The sequence below is a fragment of the Ruegeria sp. HKCCSA071 genome (genome assembly GCF_017872555.1).
Taxonomy (GTDB): domain Bacteria; phylum Pseudomonadota; class Alphaproteobacteria; order Rhodobacterales; family Rhodobacteraceae; genus Ruegeria.
This window is the reverse complement of record NZ_JAEDOX010000007.1, coordinates 1-13468: the sequence shown is the minus strand read 5'-3', so window position 1 is coordinate 13468 and position 13468 is coordinate 1. Positions and strand designations below refer to the sequence as shown.

Sequence of the window (13468 nt, the reverse complement as noted above, 5' to 3'; positions counted from 1 at the left end):
ACACGGCTGCACGAGTCGTTCTAGTTCTTGACCACGTCATCCAGCAGCAGGAAGAACGACGGCTGGAGCGAGAAGTTTTCGACACGGTCGGAGGTAACCGCATTCTGCTTCCAGTTGGCAACGAAGACCCAAGGCGCGTCTTCCTGCACGATGACCTGCATCTCCTGATAGAGACGCGCGCGTTCTGTCTGATCGGTTGCTGCGCGGGCGGCTTCCAGAAGTTCGTCAACCTTCGGGTTGGAGTAGTAGCCCGAGTTGAACCCGCCCTGATCCGGCCATGAAGCTGTGCGCAGCGCGAGGAACGGAAGCGTGTCCGGATCGTTGGTCATCCAGGCCATTTCGGCCATGTCTGCCTTGCCTTCAAGGCCCGGGTTCACTTCGCCAAGGAAGGTGTTCCATTCATAGGTCTCGATGTTGACGGTCAGGCCAACGGACTGAAGATCGGCTTGGATCGCGGTACCCATCGCCACGGGATCAAGCATCCCGGAACCGCCCTCGGTGACATAAAAAGTCAGCTCGGCGCCTTCGGCACCTGCTTCGGCAAGCAGTTCGCGCGCCTTGTCGGGGTCGTAGGGGTAAGGCTCCAGGCTTTCGTTATAGGCCCAGGCGAATGCCGGCGGTGTCGGACCGGCAGCGACAGCTGCCGTACCTTCCAGAACGTCGTTGACGATGGCTTCCTTGTTGATGGCATAGTTTGCCGCTTGGCGGACACGCACGTCAGCGAACGGGCCTTCTTTGGCGTTCAAGATGAGGAACCAGACGTGTGGACCAGCCTGTTCATGAATGGTGTAGGTATCGCCTTGGAATTCGCTCAGCGCGACCGGGGGAACCTCGACCATCAGGTCGATACCGCCTGCCAGCATCTCGGCGGTGCGGGTGTTTGCGTCCGTGATTGGGCGAAACACAACGGCCTGCAACTCCGGTGCGCCGTCCCAGTAATCGGCGTTGGCTTCGATGACCACGGCCTCGTTGGACCGCCATTCAGCGAATTTGAATGCGCCGGTGCCGGACGGGTTGCGCCCAAACTCAGCCCCGTGCTGTTCCACCGCAGCGGGCGAAACGATCAGCCCGGTGGGATAAGCCAGGTTGGACAGGAATGGTGCATAGGGCGCGTTCAGCGTAAAGCGCACAGTTAGGTCATTCACAACCTCAACGTTCTCTACAGCCGAGAAGAAGAAGGACAGCGGGAAGGGGCCAGTGTTGTGATAGGGATGGTTTTCATCCAGCATCCGGTCAAAGTTGAACTTGACCGCATCAGCGTTGAAGGCGCTTCCGTCGTGGAACGTCACGTCGTCCCGCAGGGAGAAGGTGTAGACTGTTCCGTCCTCACTGATGTCCCAGGAATTTGCCAGCGAAGGCTCAACTTCAAGCGTCCCGTCCTTGTAGCGGACCAGTCCGTCATAGACGTTCATCAAAATTCGGAAGTCGTTAACAGCGGTTACGGCCGCAGGGTCAAGCGCCTTGGGTTCAGCAATCTGCCCAACGATCAGAACATCTTCGGGCGTCTGTGCCTGGGCCAAAAGTGGAGAGAGAGCAAGTGCCGTGGCTGCACCTGCAGCCAGCATTGCCCGGCGGGACAGTTTCAGCAGTTTCATGAGGTGTCTCCCTGTTATTTATTATGATGAATTGCATTCATGCAAATTATCATGATAAATTCAAGAAAAATGTGTTAGGGCAGTAGAATGACCTTCTCGATTCTGTCTTTCGACAATAAAACAGGCGTTTTTGCCGCTGCCGCCGCAACGGGAAGTCTCTGCGTGGGTGGCTGGGTCCTGCGGGGTGACATCGAATCGGGCCTTGTGGCATCACAGGGCACCGCCCCCAGCACCTTTTGGCGAGACGATGCAGTGCGCGCGATGTACCGCGGCCAGACCGCCCGTAATGCTGTCGAGGCGGTGACGTCAGATGATCCCGGGAAGGGGCATAGGCAACTGATTGCCCTGGATCGCAGCGGCGCAACTCACGGGTTCACTGGAGCGAACAGCGTGCCGTATGCCGGTCACTTAACGCAACAAAGGTTAGCGGTTGCAGGAAACATGCTCGAGGGACCTGAGGTTCTTGCGGCGATGGTGACAGCAGCGCAAACCTGCACGGATGGGCCGGATCGGAAAATGCTCCAAGTTTTGAATACTGCCCGGCTGGCGGGCGGCGACAGCCGCGGGCTGTTATCTGCGGCCATGTTGGTCCTTGCGCCCGATCGCCCACCATTAGACCTGCGCATCGATTACAGTGACGATCCGATAGCGGACCTTGAAAAGCTCTATCTCAGGACCCGAACATCACCATACTTTGATTGGCTTGCCGAAGTCCCAGTGCTCGAAAACAAAGTCTGCGCCCCGCAGTAACATTTGACCTTAGAAGACCGACCAACACGTTGTCTGGGCCAGCATCGCTGCGGCGCGGGTGCCAGCATGTGAGTTTCCATAGAGGTTCAGCCCCGGTGACCAGATAGCGATCGAAGCGACCCTCGGTGCAATCACCAGTATGCCACCACCGACCCCGCTCTTGCCAGGCAGCCCGACCTGATAGGCAAACTCGCCTGACCCATCATAGTGACCACATGTCATCATGAGCGCATTGATGCGTCGGGCATGTCGCGGAGAAATCACGTTTGGGCCGGCTCGAAGGCGGGCAAGCGATCTTCCGGCAAGAGCAAGCTGCCGCGTGGTCATCTCGATTGCACATTGATGAAAATAGGTGCCAAGGGTCAGGTCTGGTTCATTTTGCAGATTGCCATGCGATTGCAAGTAATGTGCCAACGCCTTGTTCCGCGCACCCGTCAACCTTTCCGATGTTGCGACCTTGTCGTTGATGTGGATATCATCGGTTTCCGCCATCGCACGGATCAGTCCAAGAACCTCGGCGAGGGCCTGTTTGGGCTGCCGCCCAGCAAGAAGGACATCAGTAGTGACAATGGCCCCCGCGTTCACGAAGGGATTACGCGGGCGACCATTCTCTCGTTCCAACAGGACCACGGAGTCAAATGACGTGCCCGATGGCTCGCGCCCGACACGGCTCCAGAGTTGGTCACCAAACCGCCCCAGCGTCGCCGCGAGGGAAAAAACCTTGGACACACTTTGTATTGAGAAGGGGCGATCCGAGGCCCCCGCGTTCAGGCAGTCGCCGTTTGCCAAGCAAACACTTATCGCGAATTGACGCGGTGGAATACAGGCCAGTTCCGGGATGTATTGGGCAGGAGTTCCCCAATCGTCCAGACGAAAAATCTCATCATGGATATCTTGCAGAATGCGCTCTGTCAGGACCACTTTATTCTCCGAGAAAGCGACGCAACAGATGGGCTTCCTGAACGCTCATCAACTCTTCGGCGATCTGCATGTGCGAATACATGATGCTGCGGGCTCGTTCCGGCTCGCCTTGCCGCAACGCCTCAACCAGTTGCAATTGATGCGCTCTCCCTTTACGCCAAAGTTCCACGTTCGGCGGATCATAGAGCCTGCGATAGACTGTCAAGTCGGTCAGCGCCTGCGCCATAAACCCAATGACAAAGCCAAGCAGCCGATTGCCCGCGAAATCCGACAGCCGGGCATGAAAGTCCAGCGAGGTGATGTGCTGCACTTTCTCTTCTTCGGCCGATGTTGCCGGTTCGGGGTGGCGCAGCGCGAGATCGTGCAACTCTTCCAACTGGTTCTCGCTTAGATGGCCTGCCAGGCTGGCCGCCAGTTCAGGTTCCAGGACCTTTCGCATCTGATAGATGTCGGCGACAGACAGGTCTTGAAAGTAGAAAAAATTGGCCAACAGGGACCGGGCGCGTTCGGTCGAGACCTGACCTACGATGCTGCCGCCACCGGGACCGGTCTTGGTCACGATCAGGCCCTGAGCCTCAAGAATGCGCAGCGCTTCGCGAACTGTCCCTTTCGACACGCCGAACTGCTCGATCATCTCGCCTTCATTTGGCAGCTTGTCACCCGCCTTCAGATCGCGCTCCACCACCCATTGTTTGATTTCGTCGGCAACCAGAACTGGTCGCGATCGTCTTGGCTTGGTCGATGGGGTCCCGCTGCCGTCCATTCTGCACCTCATATTTTATCATGATAAAAACATAGACACCTAGGCGCCCTATGTGTAGAGGATAATTTATCATGATAAATGAGGAAAGTGATGAACTGGGGACAGTGCGCTCAGGATCGTCTGTCGGAAATAGCAAAATGCAGTGTCGATGAAACCGGAGTCACACGGTTTCCGTTTACGCCCGAGCACAAGGCTGCATTAAGTGTTATTCGGTCATGGATGACACAGGCCGGTCTGAAGGTCCACATGGACGCCGCTGGCACACTCATCGGTCGCAGGGAAGGGCCATTGGGGGCTCCAACGTTCCTGATCGGTTCACACCAGGATTCTGTGAAGAATGGTGGACGATACGACGGGATCATGGGGGTTGTTCTGGGATGTCTCGCACTTGAGAAACTTGCGGCAAACGGAGTCGAACTGCCCTTTTCTGTCGAAGTCCTCGCCTTTGCCGACGAGGAAGGCGTCCGCTTCCCGACCGCTCTGATGGGGCCGCGCGCTTTGGCCGGCACGTTTGACCCGGCTGTTCTGGCCATGAAGGATAACGATGGGGTGTCTCTGCGCCGCGCACTTGCCGACTTTGGTGGCGATCCGGACGGAGTTGAGGCTCTCGCGCGCGATCCTTCCACCACAGTGGGATATCTGGAAATCCACATCGAGCAGGGCCCGGTTCTGCAGGCGGCGGATGCCGCACTCGGGGTCGTCACAGGAATTTGCGGGATTGAACGAAACACAGTCACATTTACCGGTGACACGGGCCATGCTGGGACAGTGCCCATGGACAGCCGCCGCGATGCGCTGGTGGCGGCCTCTGACTTCATCTCTGCAATCCATAACGCGGCGTTGAAGATAACCAATCTGCGTGCAACCGTTGGCGCGTTGTCCCTGCATCCCAACGTGGTAAACGCCATCCCGAGGGACGTGGAACTGACCCTTGAAATCCGGGCTCTGGACGACACCGTTCGAGACAACTTCGCAAGATTGGCGTGGTCGGCAGGTGACAGGATTTCGGGGCTGCGCCGTGTGGAGTTTACAATGGAACGAACCTACGAACAGCCCGCCGTACCGTGTGATAGCAAAATGGTTGACGACTTGGAGGCTGCCATTGCCACGATCGGCCAGACCGCGACACGCCTTCCGTCTGGCGCCACTCATGACGCATCGGCTATGGCCGATCTCTGCCCGACTGCCATGCTGTTCGTCCGATGCAAAGATGGGCTTAGCCATAAGCCCGAAGAATTCGCAACTGACGATGATATGGGCGCTGCAATTCAAGCTATTTCCAGTTTTCTAGGCTCAGGACTCAAAGCCAGTAGATGATCAAGCGGCGACAGCGATTGCTGAGACGATTGAAATCTAACCGTACCGGGCCGTCTTCACGGACGGCCCAATCCGGGCTTTCGTCGTTACAAGCGATGCCGCAGCGCAGCTGCCCGAAAGCGGATTGCTGTCGCTGTGATTCCGCAAGTCCTTACGCCTTCATCAGCTGTTTGATCCCGCCGATGAATGTCGCGTCGTCCTGTGCCTTGCGATTGTCCAACAATTTCACTGCATCTGAACCTGCCCGGTAACGGAGGCGGTGACCGGTTTCATTGGCCGCGTCCCAGATAACCTCTGCAACGGTTTCGGGCTCTGACGGGTTGGACGCCAATGTTCCAAAGACCCGCCCCATGGCTTCGGCCATCGGCGCGTAGTCCGCAAGGTCTTCGTCCATGGCGAAGTCAAACGAGCTTCCACCAAAGTTTGTCTTGATCATTCCAGGTTCGACAATACGGACATGGATACCAAGCGGTTCAAGCTCGTAATGGAGCGCTTCCGACAGACCTTCGACCGCGAACTTTGTACCGTGATAGAGCGTGCCAAGCGGGAAGGTGATCTGACCGCCAATGGACGAGATGTTGATGATCGCGCCCGTGCGGTTCGCTCGCATATGCGGCAGCACGGCCTTTGTGACCTCCATCAAGCCAATCACATTGGTGTCGAACTGCCGCCGGATGCGTTCCATCGAAAAGGCCTCCAGCGCGCCATAGGCACCATAGCCCGCATTATTGAGCAACACGTCGATCTTCCCGAACCGGTCGATACCAGCGGTGACAGCTTCGGTGATCGAACTCGGGTCAGTCACATCGAGCTGCGCCACATGGACGTTTTCCAAACCAGCCAGGTCACCCGCGTTGTCGGGGTTGCGCATGGTGGCGACCACGCTCCACCCGTTGGCTTGGAAATGTCTCACGGTGGCCTCTCCTATGCCCGAGGAGGCGCCGGTGATCAGAATAGTTTTCATGGAAAGTCTCCGTCAGGCGTTGAGTTTCAACATGTCTTCGATACCGAAGCTGGTCATGACGTTGCGCGTCACATCGTGCAGCACATTGTTGTAACGTTCGATCTGCGGGCCAACGCCAACGTGATCGACAACAGTGCGGAATGGTTTCTGCCCGAAGGGCTTGTCCAGAAGAGCGACGACCGCCTCCGCAATCCGCTCCGGGCGTTGATCGGGTGTTGCTTCAAGCATCTGGGCCAACCCGGCGGCAGACATTGCCGGGACAGCTGCAAACTCTCCATATTGTGCCTCGCGGTCCGGGTCTTTGGGCGCAACCATGCCATCGAAAAAGGCCGTCGGCATGGCGCCGGGTTCGATGATGCAGGACTCAATCCCGAAGTCTGACAACTCCGTCCGATAGCATTCTACAATAGCTTCCAGCGCCCATTTCGAGGCGGAATAGGTCCCGTAGAAAGGCGTCGCGATCCGGCCGATCAGACTGGAGGTGTAGAGAACCGTCCCCTGCCCCCGCGCCCGCATATGTGGCAGCGCCGCGCGCATGACGCGCTGGACACCCAAGACGTTCACGTCGAAAACGTGTGCCATGTCGTCGGGCGACATTAATTCCTGAATGCCGTAGGAGCCAATCCCGGCATTGTTGAACAAGACGTCGAGGCCACCTAGATGTGTGATCGCATCTGCGATCGCCCGCTCAGAACTGGTCGTGTCTTTTGCATCCATTTCGACAATGGATGCCCCAGCCGCCTCAAGTGCGGCAACTGTACCGGCGTTCTTTCCCTCGCGGGTTCGGACACTTCCTGCAACCTGATAGCCCCTTTCGAGAAGTGCGAGGGCCGTAGGCTTTCCAAACCCGCCGGCGATGCCGGTGATCATGACCTTTTGCATGTCGGCCTCCTTTGTTGTGTCTTGATCACGTTAGTCGCATCAGCCGTTTCAATATTTTCCGATTGGCCAAAATACTTGCCTATTCCTCCACAAATGCGTGTATTTGTTATGCCATATTTTGTGATGATGCTATTGATAGGCGACCTTTGGGAGGCCAACGCCGTGAAGAACGAAAAACTGTTATCACGTATTGCAGCGCTGCTTGATCAAGCAGGCGTCGCTGAAGGCGCATTTCATCATACGCAGAGCGGCACCCACCTCCTGCGGCATCACGCAGCGACCGACCTGAATGCGACCGTTTATCGACCACTTCTTTGTCTGATCCTGCAAGGCGCAAAGCAGGTGGGGTCCAGCACCCGAAAACTAACGGTGGGCTCTGGACAATCCCTCATCGTGAGCCATACACTCCCAGTTATTTCACGGATTACAGAGGCGTCGCGCGAGGCCCCCTACACGGCTTTGGTCTTTCCACTTGATCTTGACCTTCTCAGGTCATTGTCCCCCGCTGTGCGACCCGTGTTGAACGCGCCGTCTTCCGATCCATTCTCGATCTGCTTGTGTGACACCGATCCAGATCTGACAGACGCGCTTCACCGCTATTTCCTTCAGTGCGAGGACGAGGAGGCGAGGCAACTGTTGGCACCGATCACATCCCGCGAAATCCATGCACGGCTTCTGATCGGGCGACACGCACAGATCCTGCAAAGACTTCTCTGGCATGAAAGCGCGGCCAGCCGTATTTTTCTTGCGACGCGGGAAATACAGGCAAACCTGTCGGAATCCATCACCGTCGGGGATCTGGCCGCGAGGATCGGGATGAGCAATTCCGCGTTTTTCGAGCAGTTCAAAGCCGTGACCGGCACTTCACCGCTCCAATACCAAAAGGACCTGCGCTTGTTGAAGGCCAGAGACGACCTGCGGACGAGCCGTGCCAAGATCTCCGAAGTAGCATTCGCTGTAGGCTATGAAAGCTCCGCGCAGTTCTCGCGGGAATATTCGCGTAAGTTCGGAAGAGCACCCAGGCAAGACCGTGCGCTAGAGGCGGCCGACTGACGCACGTTAACAGGCGTTGGCGGCCCACATGAGACATGCATCGATGTGGCCAGCCGCATTGCAGCTTCGCCGAACCGGGCTTTCGCTACCGCTGCGAAATCAGGAGCTGGCGAATTCACAGTTTGTGGACGGAAGCGGACGCTCAATCGTTTGATTTTCGCCCCAATTTGTATTCTGGAAGTTTGGCCAAGGCCGATTTCAACGCGTCACCCCATCTATTGGAAACAATGCGAAAGTATTGATCGTCGGTTTCGAATCTTGACCGCGTACCGCCTTCAAAGCTGTCTTCGTCGTAGAGAAATAGGTCAAGTGGAGCTCCGACAGATAGATTGGCCTTAATCGTGGAGTCGAAGCTGACCAGCAGGAGTTTTACGGTTTCCGAAAAACTCATTTCCGGATCATAGGCCCGCACCAGAATTGGGCGACCATATTTTGTCTCACCGATCTGAAAGAACGGGGTATCGTCGCCAGCCTCGATAAAGTTGCCTTCGGGGTAGATCAAAAACAGGCGAGACGGGCCGCCTTTGATCTGACCACCCAGAATAAGCGTCGCGTGAAAGGCACTGTCAGCTTGCTGACCGGACCGGGCATGCTCCTGAATGACGTCGTTCAGCGTAGCCGCGACCAGTTGCGCGACTTGGAACATTGTAGGTGCTTCTAAGATCGACGGCGAACGATCTGCGGGCGCTTTTGTGCGCTCTTCCAGAAGACTTATCGTGGCCTGAGTAGTGGCAAGGTTTCCGGCCGTTAGGATTGTGATCGACCGGTCCCCTTCGACTGCCCAGTTGAACATCTTGTTGAAGGTCGAAACGTTGTCCACACCTGCATTCGTGCGTGTATCGGACATGAACACCAGCCCGCGATTCAGCCGCATGCCCACAGCGTAGGTCATTTAACTCTCCGTCACTGCTGTGCGATTTGCAACTGCACTGTCAATCGCTCGCCCGCTGTCCCAATTCTATTCCCTATTACCGGTGCGGCTTGGGCATAGTCCAGCCCGGTTGCGACCCGTACGTATCGATCGTCTGGTGAAATCCCATTTGAGATGTCAAACCCTACCCAGCCAAGCCCGTTCAAATGCACTTCGGCCCAGGCATGGGTCGCGTCCTGAAGTTCCGTTTCGTTCATCATCAAGTAACCCGATACATAGCGTGCTGGCATTCCAATCTGTCGTGCGCAGGTAATGAAGATATGAGTGTGGTCCTGACACACACCGCGCCCAGCTTTGAGGGCATCTTCTGCACTCCAGCCTGGGTGCGAACTTCCGATCTCGTACGCGACCTGAGTGCGAATTCTTTCAGACAGAGAATGCATCTGTTCCAGCGGTTCGCCTTTGGGCAACGCGCCTATCAGTTCAGCAACTCCTTTCCCCGGCGTTGTCTGCGCGGTGCCCCTTATGAACAGCCACAAGGGCGATGACCCTTCGTGACGCCCCAAGACGCCGTGGGTGTCTTCCACCTCAACAACACCTTCGGAGGTCAACGAGATACTTTGGGTTTTTGCTTCGAAACTGATCAATTCCACGGTGTTGCGATGGTAGTCTTCAAATGTCAGCTCTTTGTGCCCGCCGGTGATTTCGGTGTTCCAACTTTCAATTCTTTGATTGCGAAATGACTTTGGTGTCTTCCTCAGTTGTTGCAACCCGAAGGAAACTGGTGCGTCGAAATCGTATCGTGTCTCGTGTCGAATGTGCAGTTTCATTATCTACTCGTAGAATCGGTAATCAATCTCGATCTGACAGCTTAAGTTGCCGAGGTCGGTTAGAAAATCCTGAATGTACTCATGAAGACCGAACTCAAAAATATCGGAGATCTTCTGATCCAGATATTTTTCATAGAGAGCATTTGATGCCTCGCACGAAGGCCCGGCAAAGCCATAATCTTTCTTCAGGTAAGACAGGTTTTCTTGAATCTTTCTGCAGCAAAAGCGAAGGCTGCGAGGCATCCGCTGATCCAAGATCAGAAATTGCGCGATATCAGACGGCCGTGTTTTCTCACCATGGGTCATTCGATACCCTCCACCAGCGCCGACAGAACGGAGGATGCTTTCCCATTGGATGTTGTCCAGCGACGAGCCGACCGAGAAGGCTGTGGGTAGGAGAACGTAGTACTTCACGTCCAAAATACGCCCGGTATTGTCGGCTCGCTCGACGAATGTGCCAATGCGGGTGAAGTCGAAAATGTCATTGCGTAGCATGGTCCCCAATGTAGCACCGCGCACCAGAGCCGCCTGTTGGCGAATAAGCTCCAGCGTCGCAGGCAAGTCCCGCTCATTCACGCGGCGCTTCATTACCTCATCGATTTGCATCCAAGTTGCGTTTACGGCGCTCCAAACATCGTGGGTCAGTGCGGTCCGAACAAGGCGCGCATTGTCTCTTGCCTGTTTGATGACCGACTTGATCGAGGATGGATTGTCCGCATCCCGCAGCACCCAATCAACAGCGTTGTCCTTAGAAATTTCATCGTACTTGGCGTGGTATCCATCCAGAACTCCGGCCGTTTTCAGAACCGAGCCCCACTCCTCAGCGGAGTTCTTAGTCCGGGTCAACGCCATCCTCTGACCTGTTTCAAGCAACCTAGCCGTGTTTTCCGCTCGTTCTAGGTACCGGAACATCCAGAACAACCCACCAGCAGTTTTTCCCAGCATGGTCAGTCCTCCAGAACCCAAGTGTCTTTGGTCCCACCGCCCTGGCTCGAGTTTACGACCAGTGACCCCTTCTTTAGAGCCACGCGTGTCAGGCCGCCGGGTGTGATCTTGATCCCTTCGGGTGACACCAAAACGAAAGGACGCAGATCGACATGCCTGGGGGCCAACCCCGAACGCGCGAAGATCGGAACCGTTGAAAGCGACAATGTCGGCTGAGCAATATAGTTTGCTGGCCGCGATTTGAGCTTGTCACGGAAAGCTGAAATCTCTTTCTTGCTGGCAGTCGGGCCGATCAACATCCCATAGCCGCCAGACCCGTGCACTTCTTTCACAACCAGGTCGGACAGATTGTCCAGTACGTAGGACAAAGATTCGGGGTCGCTGCAACGCCACGTAGGAACATTTTGTAGCAGAGGCTTTTCACCTGTGTAGAACTCAACGATCTCGGGCATGTAGGAATAGATCGCCTTGTCATCGGCTATGCCCGTTCCCGGTGCGTTCGTAATCGTAATGCCGCCTGCGCGATAAACGTCCAGAATGCCCGGCACACCCAAGGCACTATCGGGGTTAAAGTTCAGTGGGTCCAGGAAGTCGTCATCAACCCTACGATAGAGAACGTCGATAGGCTTGTAACCTTTCGTAGTGCGCATACAGACGCGCCCGTCGACAACTCGCAGATCATGCCCTTCGACCAACTCGACAGCCATGTGATCCGCGAGAAACGCGTGCTCGTAATAGGCCGAGTTGTATATGCCGGGTGTCAGGACAGCGACAGTGGGTTCACCCTCTGCGCAGGTGGGAGCGCAGGCAGCCAAAGACCGCCTGAGACTGCGCGGGTAGTCGGAAACGTTCCGAACGTTTGTGGCGCCAAAGAGTTCGGGAAACATCTTCAGCATCGTTTCCCGGTTCTCGAGCATGTAGCTCACCCCTGACGGCGTGCGGGCATTGTCTTCCAGCACGAAAAACTCATCCGGACCGGTACGCACCAAATCGACACCAACAATGTGCGTATAAACCTGACCGGGTGGTGAGACACCAAGCATCTGCGGCAGGAACGCTTCGTTTCCGGCAATCATCTCAGCTGGCACACGCCCGGCACGGACAATTTCCTGACGATGGTAAATGTCGTGGAGAAAAGCATTGATTGCGCGGACCCGCTGTTCGATGCCGCGTTCCAGCCGCTGCCATTCCCGCGCTGAAATCACTCGTGGCACAATATCAAACGGTATCAACCGTTCCTCGGCCTCGGCTTTGCCGTAAACGTTAAAAGTGATCCCTGTCAGCCTAAAAACTTCTTCGGCTTCGCGCTGTTTCGCTCGAAGTCTTGATGCGTCTTCAGCATTGAACCAGCGGCCGATCTCTTCATATGGACCTCTGAGTGATCCATCGCCGTTGAACATTTCATCAAAATAATCACTCATGCTTTAAGTTTCGCGCATAGGTCAGAATTTTCAAGTCAATCTGGCTTGGTTGGATGCTGCCTTGGGAAGAAGTGTCTAATTTTCAGGCTATTTGAATAACATAATGTTCTGACAACACTGTGCCGTTGGTGTTTTCAGTTGATGTTACATTCATTGAGCTAAACTCATCAGTGCGGGACTTTTTGCGGTATCGTAACTTCCGCTTTGGGTATTCTGTCAACGCACCCTGTCCGGCGTGTCTTCCAGCTTTTAAGTAATCAGGACTTCGATCCGCCGCATGACATGCTCCGAATGAGAGTTCTTCCACGAGTCCCTCGATCTTTTTGACAGCCTGCACCTGGAACCGGAGCGATCCAGGCGCCCTTGGCCCTAAGCCTACCGATGGTTCCTTGGGTCAGAGTTCCGCCGCCAGCCGTCAAGATGTCGCGCGCGCATCAAGCTGAGAGAGTATCGTCGGCTCTGTTGCGAAGTTTCGGTGGGAAGAAGAGAACGGGCTGTGGCAGCGGGTTTAAGAAGCGAGTTCCGCGAACTGGCGAAATGGACAGAGTCCGGGCGTGATTTGACCCTTGCGGATCATGTGCGCCACTTCAATTCCGTCCAGCGTTGCCGCTGCTGATGCGAAGGCTTTGAATCCCAGCATTGGGCGGGTTCGTCTTTTGATGAAACGGTGGTCCTGTTCCACAATGTTGTTCAAGTATTTCCGCCTGACCATCTCAATTTGGACTGGGCAACCAAAGCCCTTCAACATCTTGTTTATGGCCTTGATGCCAGCCGTGTTAGCTCCGCTTTTGTCGATGACAATCTTTCTCGGAAGGCCGTTGACCTCCAGCGTCCGGGCGAAGAATTTGGTGGCGGCGGGTTGGATCTGTTGCAAACTTTGACCATTGACGCTCAAGAACACAGAGAGTGAATAGCTGCCGGTGTAATTCAGCCGAAAGTCAGCTCATGATTTCCTTCAAGGGTGCGCAATATCCGAAAGATGTGATCCTATTCGCGGTGTTCTTTTACGTTCGATATTGTGTTTCATACCGTGACCTGGAGGAAATCATGGGTGAGCGCGGTGTTTCGGTGGACCACACGGATCTGTTGCAAACTTTGACCATTGACGCTCAAGAACACAGAGAGTGAATAGCTGCCGGTGTAATTCAGCCGAAAG

Annotated in this window: 12 protein-coding genes and 2 pseudogenes; 4 read left to right on the top strand and 10 right to left on the bottom strand. The window is 55.6% G+C overall.

The genetic code is table 11. The features are described from left to right. Window positions 1-20: 20 nt before the first annotated feature. A complete protein-coding gene (locus I9188_RS13710) occupies window positions 21-1595 on the bottom strand; it encodes an ABC transporter substrate-binding protein (protein ID WP_209506737.1) in 1575 nt (524 codons plus the stop codon). Window positions 1596-1682: 87 nt separating this feature from the next. Here I9188_RS13710 and I9188_RS13705 point away from each other — a divergent pair, with 87 nt between their 5' ends. Then, window positions 1683-2345: a DUF1028 domain-containing protein gene (locus I9188_RS13705; protein ID WP_209506736.1), complete on the top strand. Its 663-nt coding sequence runs from the start codon at window positions 1683-1685 to the stop codon at window positions 2343-2345. Window positions 2346-2354: 9 nt separating this feature from the next. On the opposite strand, the gene I9188_RS13700 is transcribed toward I9188_RS13705, so the two are convergent. Further along, window positions 2355-3260: a glutaminase gene (locus tag I9188_RS13700; protein ID WP_209599643.1), complete on the bottom strand. Its 906-nt coding sequence runs from the start codon at window positions 3258-3260 to the stop codon at window positions 2355-2357. 7 nt (window positions 3261-3267) lie between these two features. After that, window positions 3268-4029 carry an FCD domain-containing protein gene (locus I9188_RS13695; RefSeq protein ID WP_209506735.1) on the bottom strand — a complete coding sequence of 254 codons (762 nt, stop codon included), beginning with the start codon at window positions 4027-4029 and terminating at the stop codon, window positions 3268-3270. A 90-nt stretch (window positions 4030-4119) separates the two neighbouring features. Between I9188_RS13695 and I9188_RS13690 the strand changes: the two genes are divergently transcribed. Further along, the gene (locus I9188_RS13690) at window positions 4120-5346 is read left to right on the top strand and encodes a M20 family metallo-hydrolase (RefSeq protein ID WP_209506734.1); all 1227 of its coding nucleotides are present in this window, start codon (window positions 4120-4122) and stop codon (window positions 5344-5346) included. A gap of 151 nt (window positions 5347-5497) precedes the next feature. On the opposite strand, the gene I9188_RS13685 is transcribed toward I9188_RS13690, so the two are convergent. After that, a complete protein-coding gene (locus I9188_RS13685; RefSeq protein ID WP_209506733.1) occupies window positions 5498-6310 on the bottom strand; it encodes an SDR family oxidoreductase in 813 nt (270 codons plus the stop codon). A 12-nt stretch (window positions 6311-6322) separates the two neighbouring features. Next, on the bottom strand, window positions 6323-7192 hold the full coding sequence (locus I9188_RS13680; RefSeq protein WP_209506732.1) for an SDR family NAD(P)-dependent oxidoreductase: 870 nt from the start codon (window positions 7190-7192) through the stop codon (window positions 6323-6325). On the opposite strand from I9188_RS13680, the gene I9188_RS13675 reads away from it, so the two are divergent. After that, window positions 7187-8245, top strand: coding sequence for an AraC family transcriptional regulator (locus tag I9188_RS13675; protein WP_245220603.1), 1059 nt, complete (start codon window positions 7187-7189; stop codon window positions 8243-8245). The two genes, I9188_RS13680 and I9188_RS13675, sit on opposite strands and share 6 nt — an antisense overlap. A gap of 142 nt (window positions 8246-8387) precedes the next feature. On the opposite strand, the gene I9188_RS13670 is transcribed toward I9188_RS13675, so the two are convergent. The 5 genes and pseudogenes from I9188_RS13670 to I9188_RS13650 all read right to left on the bottom strand — a co-directional run. Next, window positions 8388-9137 (bottom strand): peptidase, encoded by a 750-nt coding sequence (locus I9188_RS13670; RefSeq protein ID WP_209506731.1) that lies wholly within the window; start codon window positions 9135-9137, stop codon window positions 8388-8390. 11 nt (window positions 9138-9148) lie between these two features. Beyond that, window positions 9149-9946: a transglutaminase family protein gene (locus tag I9188_RS13665; RefSeq protein ID WP_209506730.1), complete on the bottom strand. Its 798-nt coding sequence runs from the start codon at window positions 9944-9946 to the stop codon at window positions 9149-9151. A gap of 3 nt (window positions 9947-9949) precedes the next feature. After that, a complete protein-coding gene (locus I9188_RS13660) occupies window positions 9950-10891 on the bottom strand; it encodes an alpha-E domain-containing protein (RefSeq protein WP_209506729.1) in 942 nt (313 codons plus the stop codon). A gap of 2 nt (window positions 10892-10893) precedes the next feature. Then, the gene (locus I9188_RS13655; protein WP_209506728.1) at window positions 10894-12312 is read right to left on the bottom strand and encodes a circularly permuted type 2 ATP-grasp protein; all 1419 of its coding nucleotides are present in this window, start codon (window positions 12310-12312) and stop codon (window positions 10894-10896) included. 508 nt (window positions 12313-12820) lie between these two features. Further along, window positions 12821-13189 (bottom strand): annotated as a pseudogene (locus I9188_RS13650) (DDE-type integrase/transposase/recombinase); the annotation flags it as partial. A 68-nt stretch (window positions 13190-13257) separates the two neighbouring features. Between I9188_RS13650 and I9188_RS13645 the strand changes: the two are divergent. Beyond that, a pseudogene (locus I9188_RS13645) lies at window positions 13258-13389 on the top strand (IS6 family transposase); the annotation flags it as partial. Between the last annotated feature and the right edge of the window lie 79 nt (window positions 13390-13468).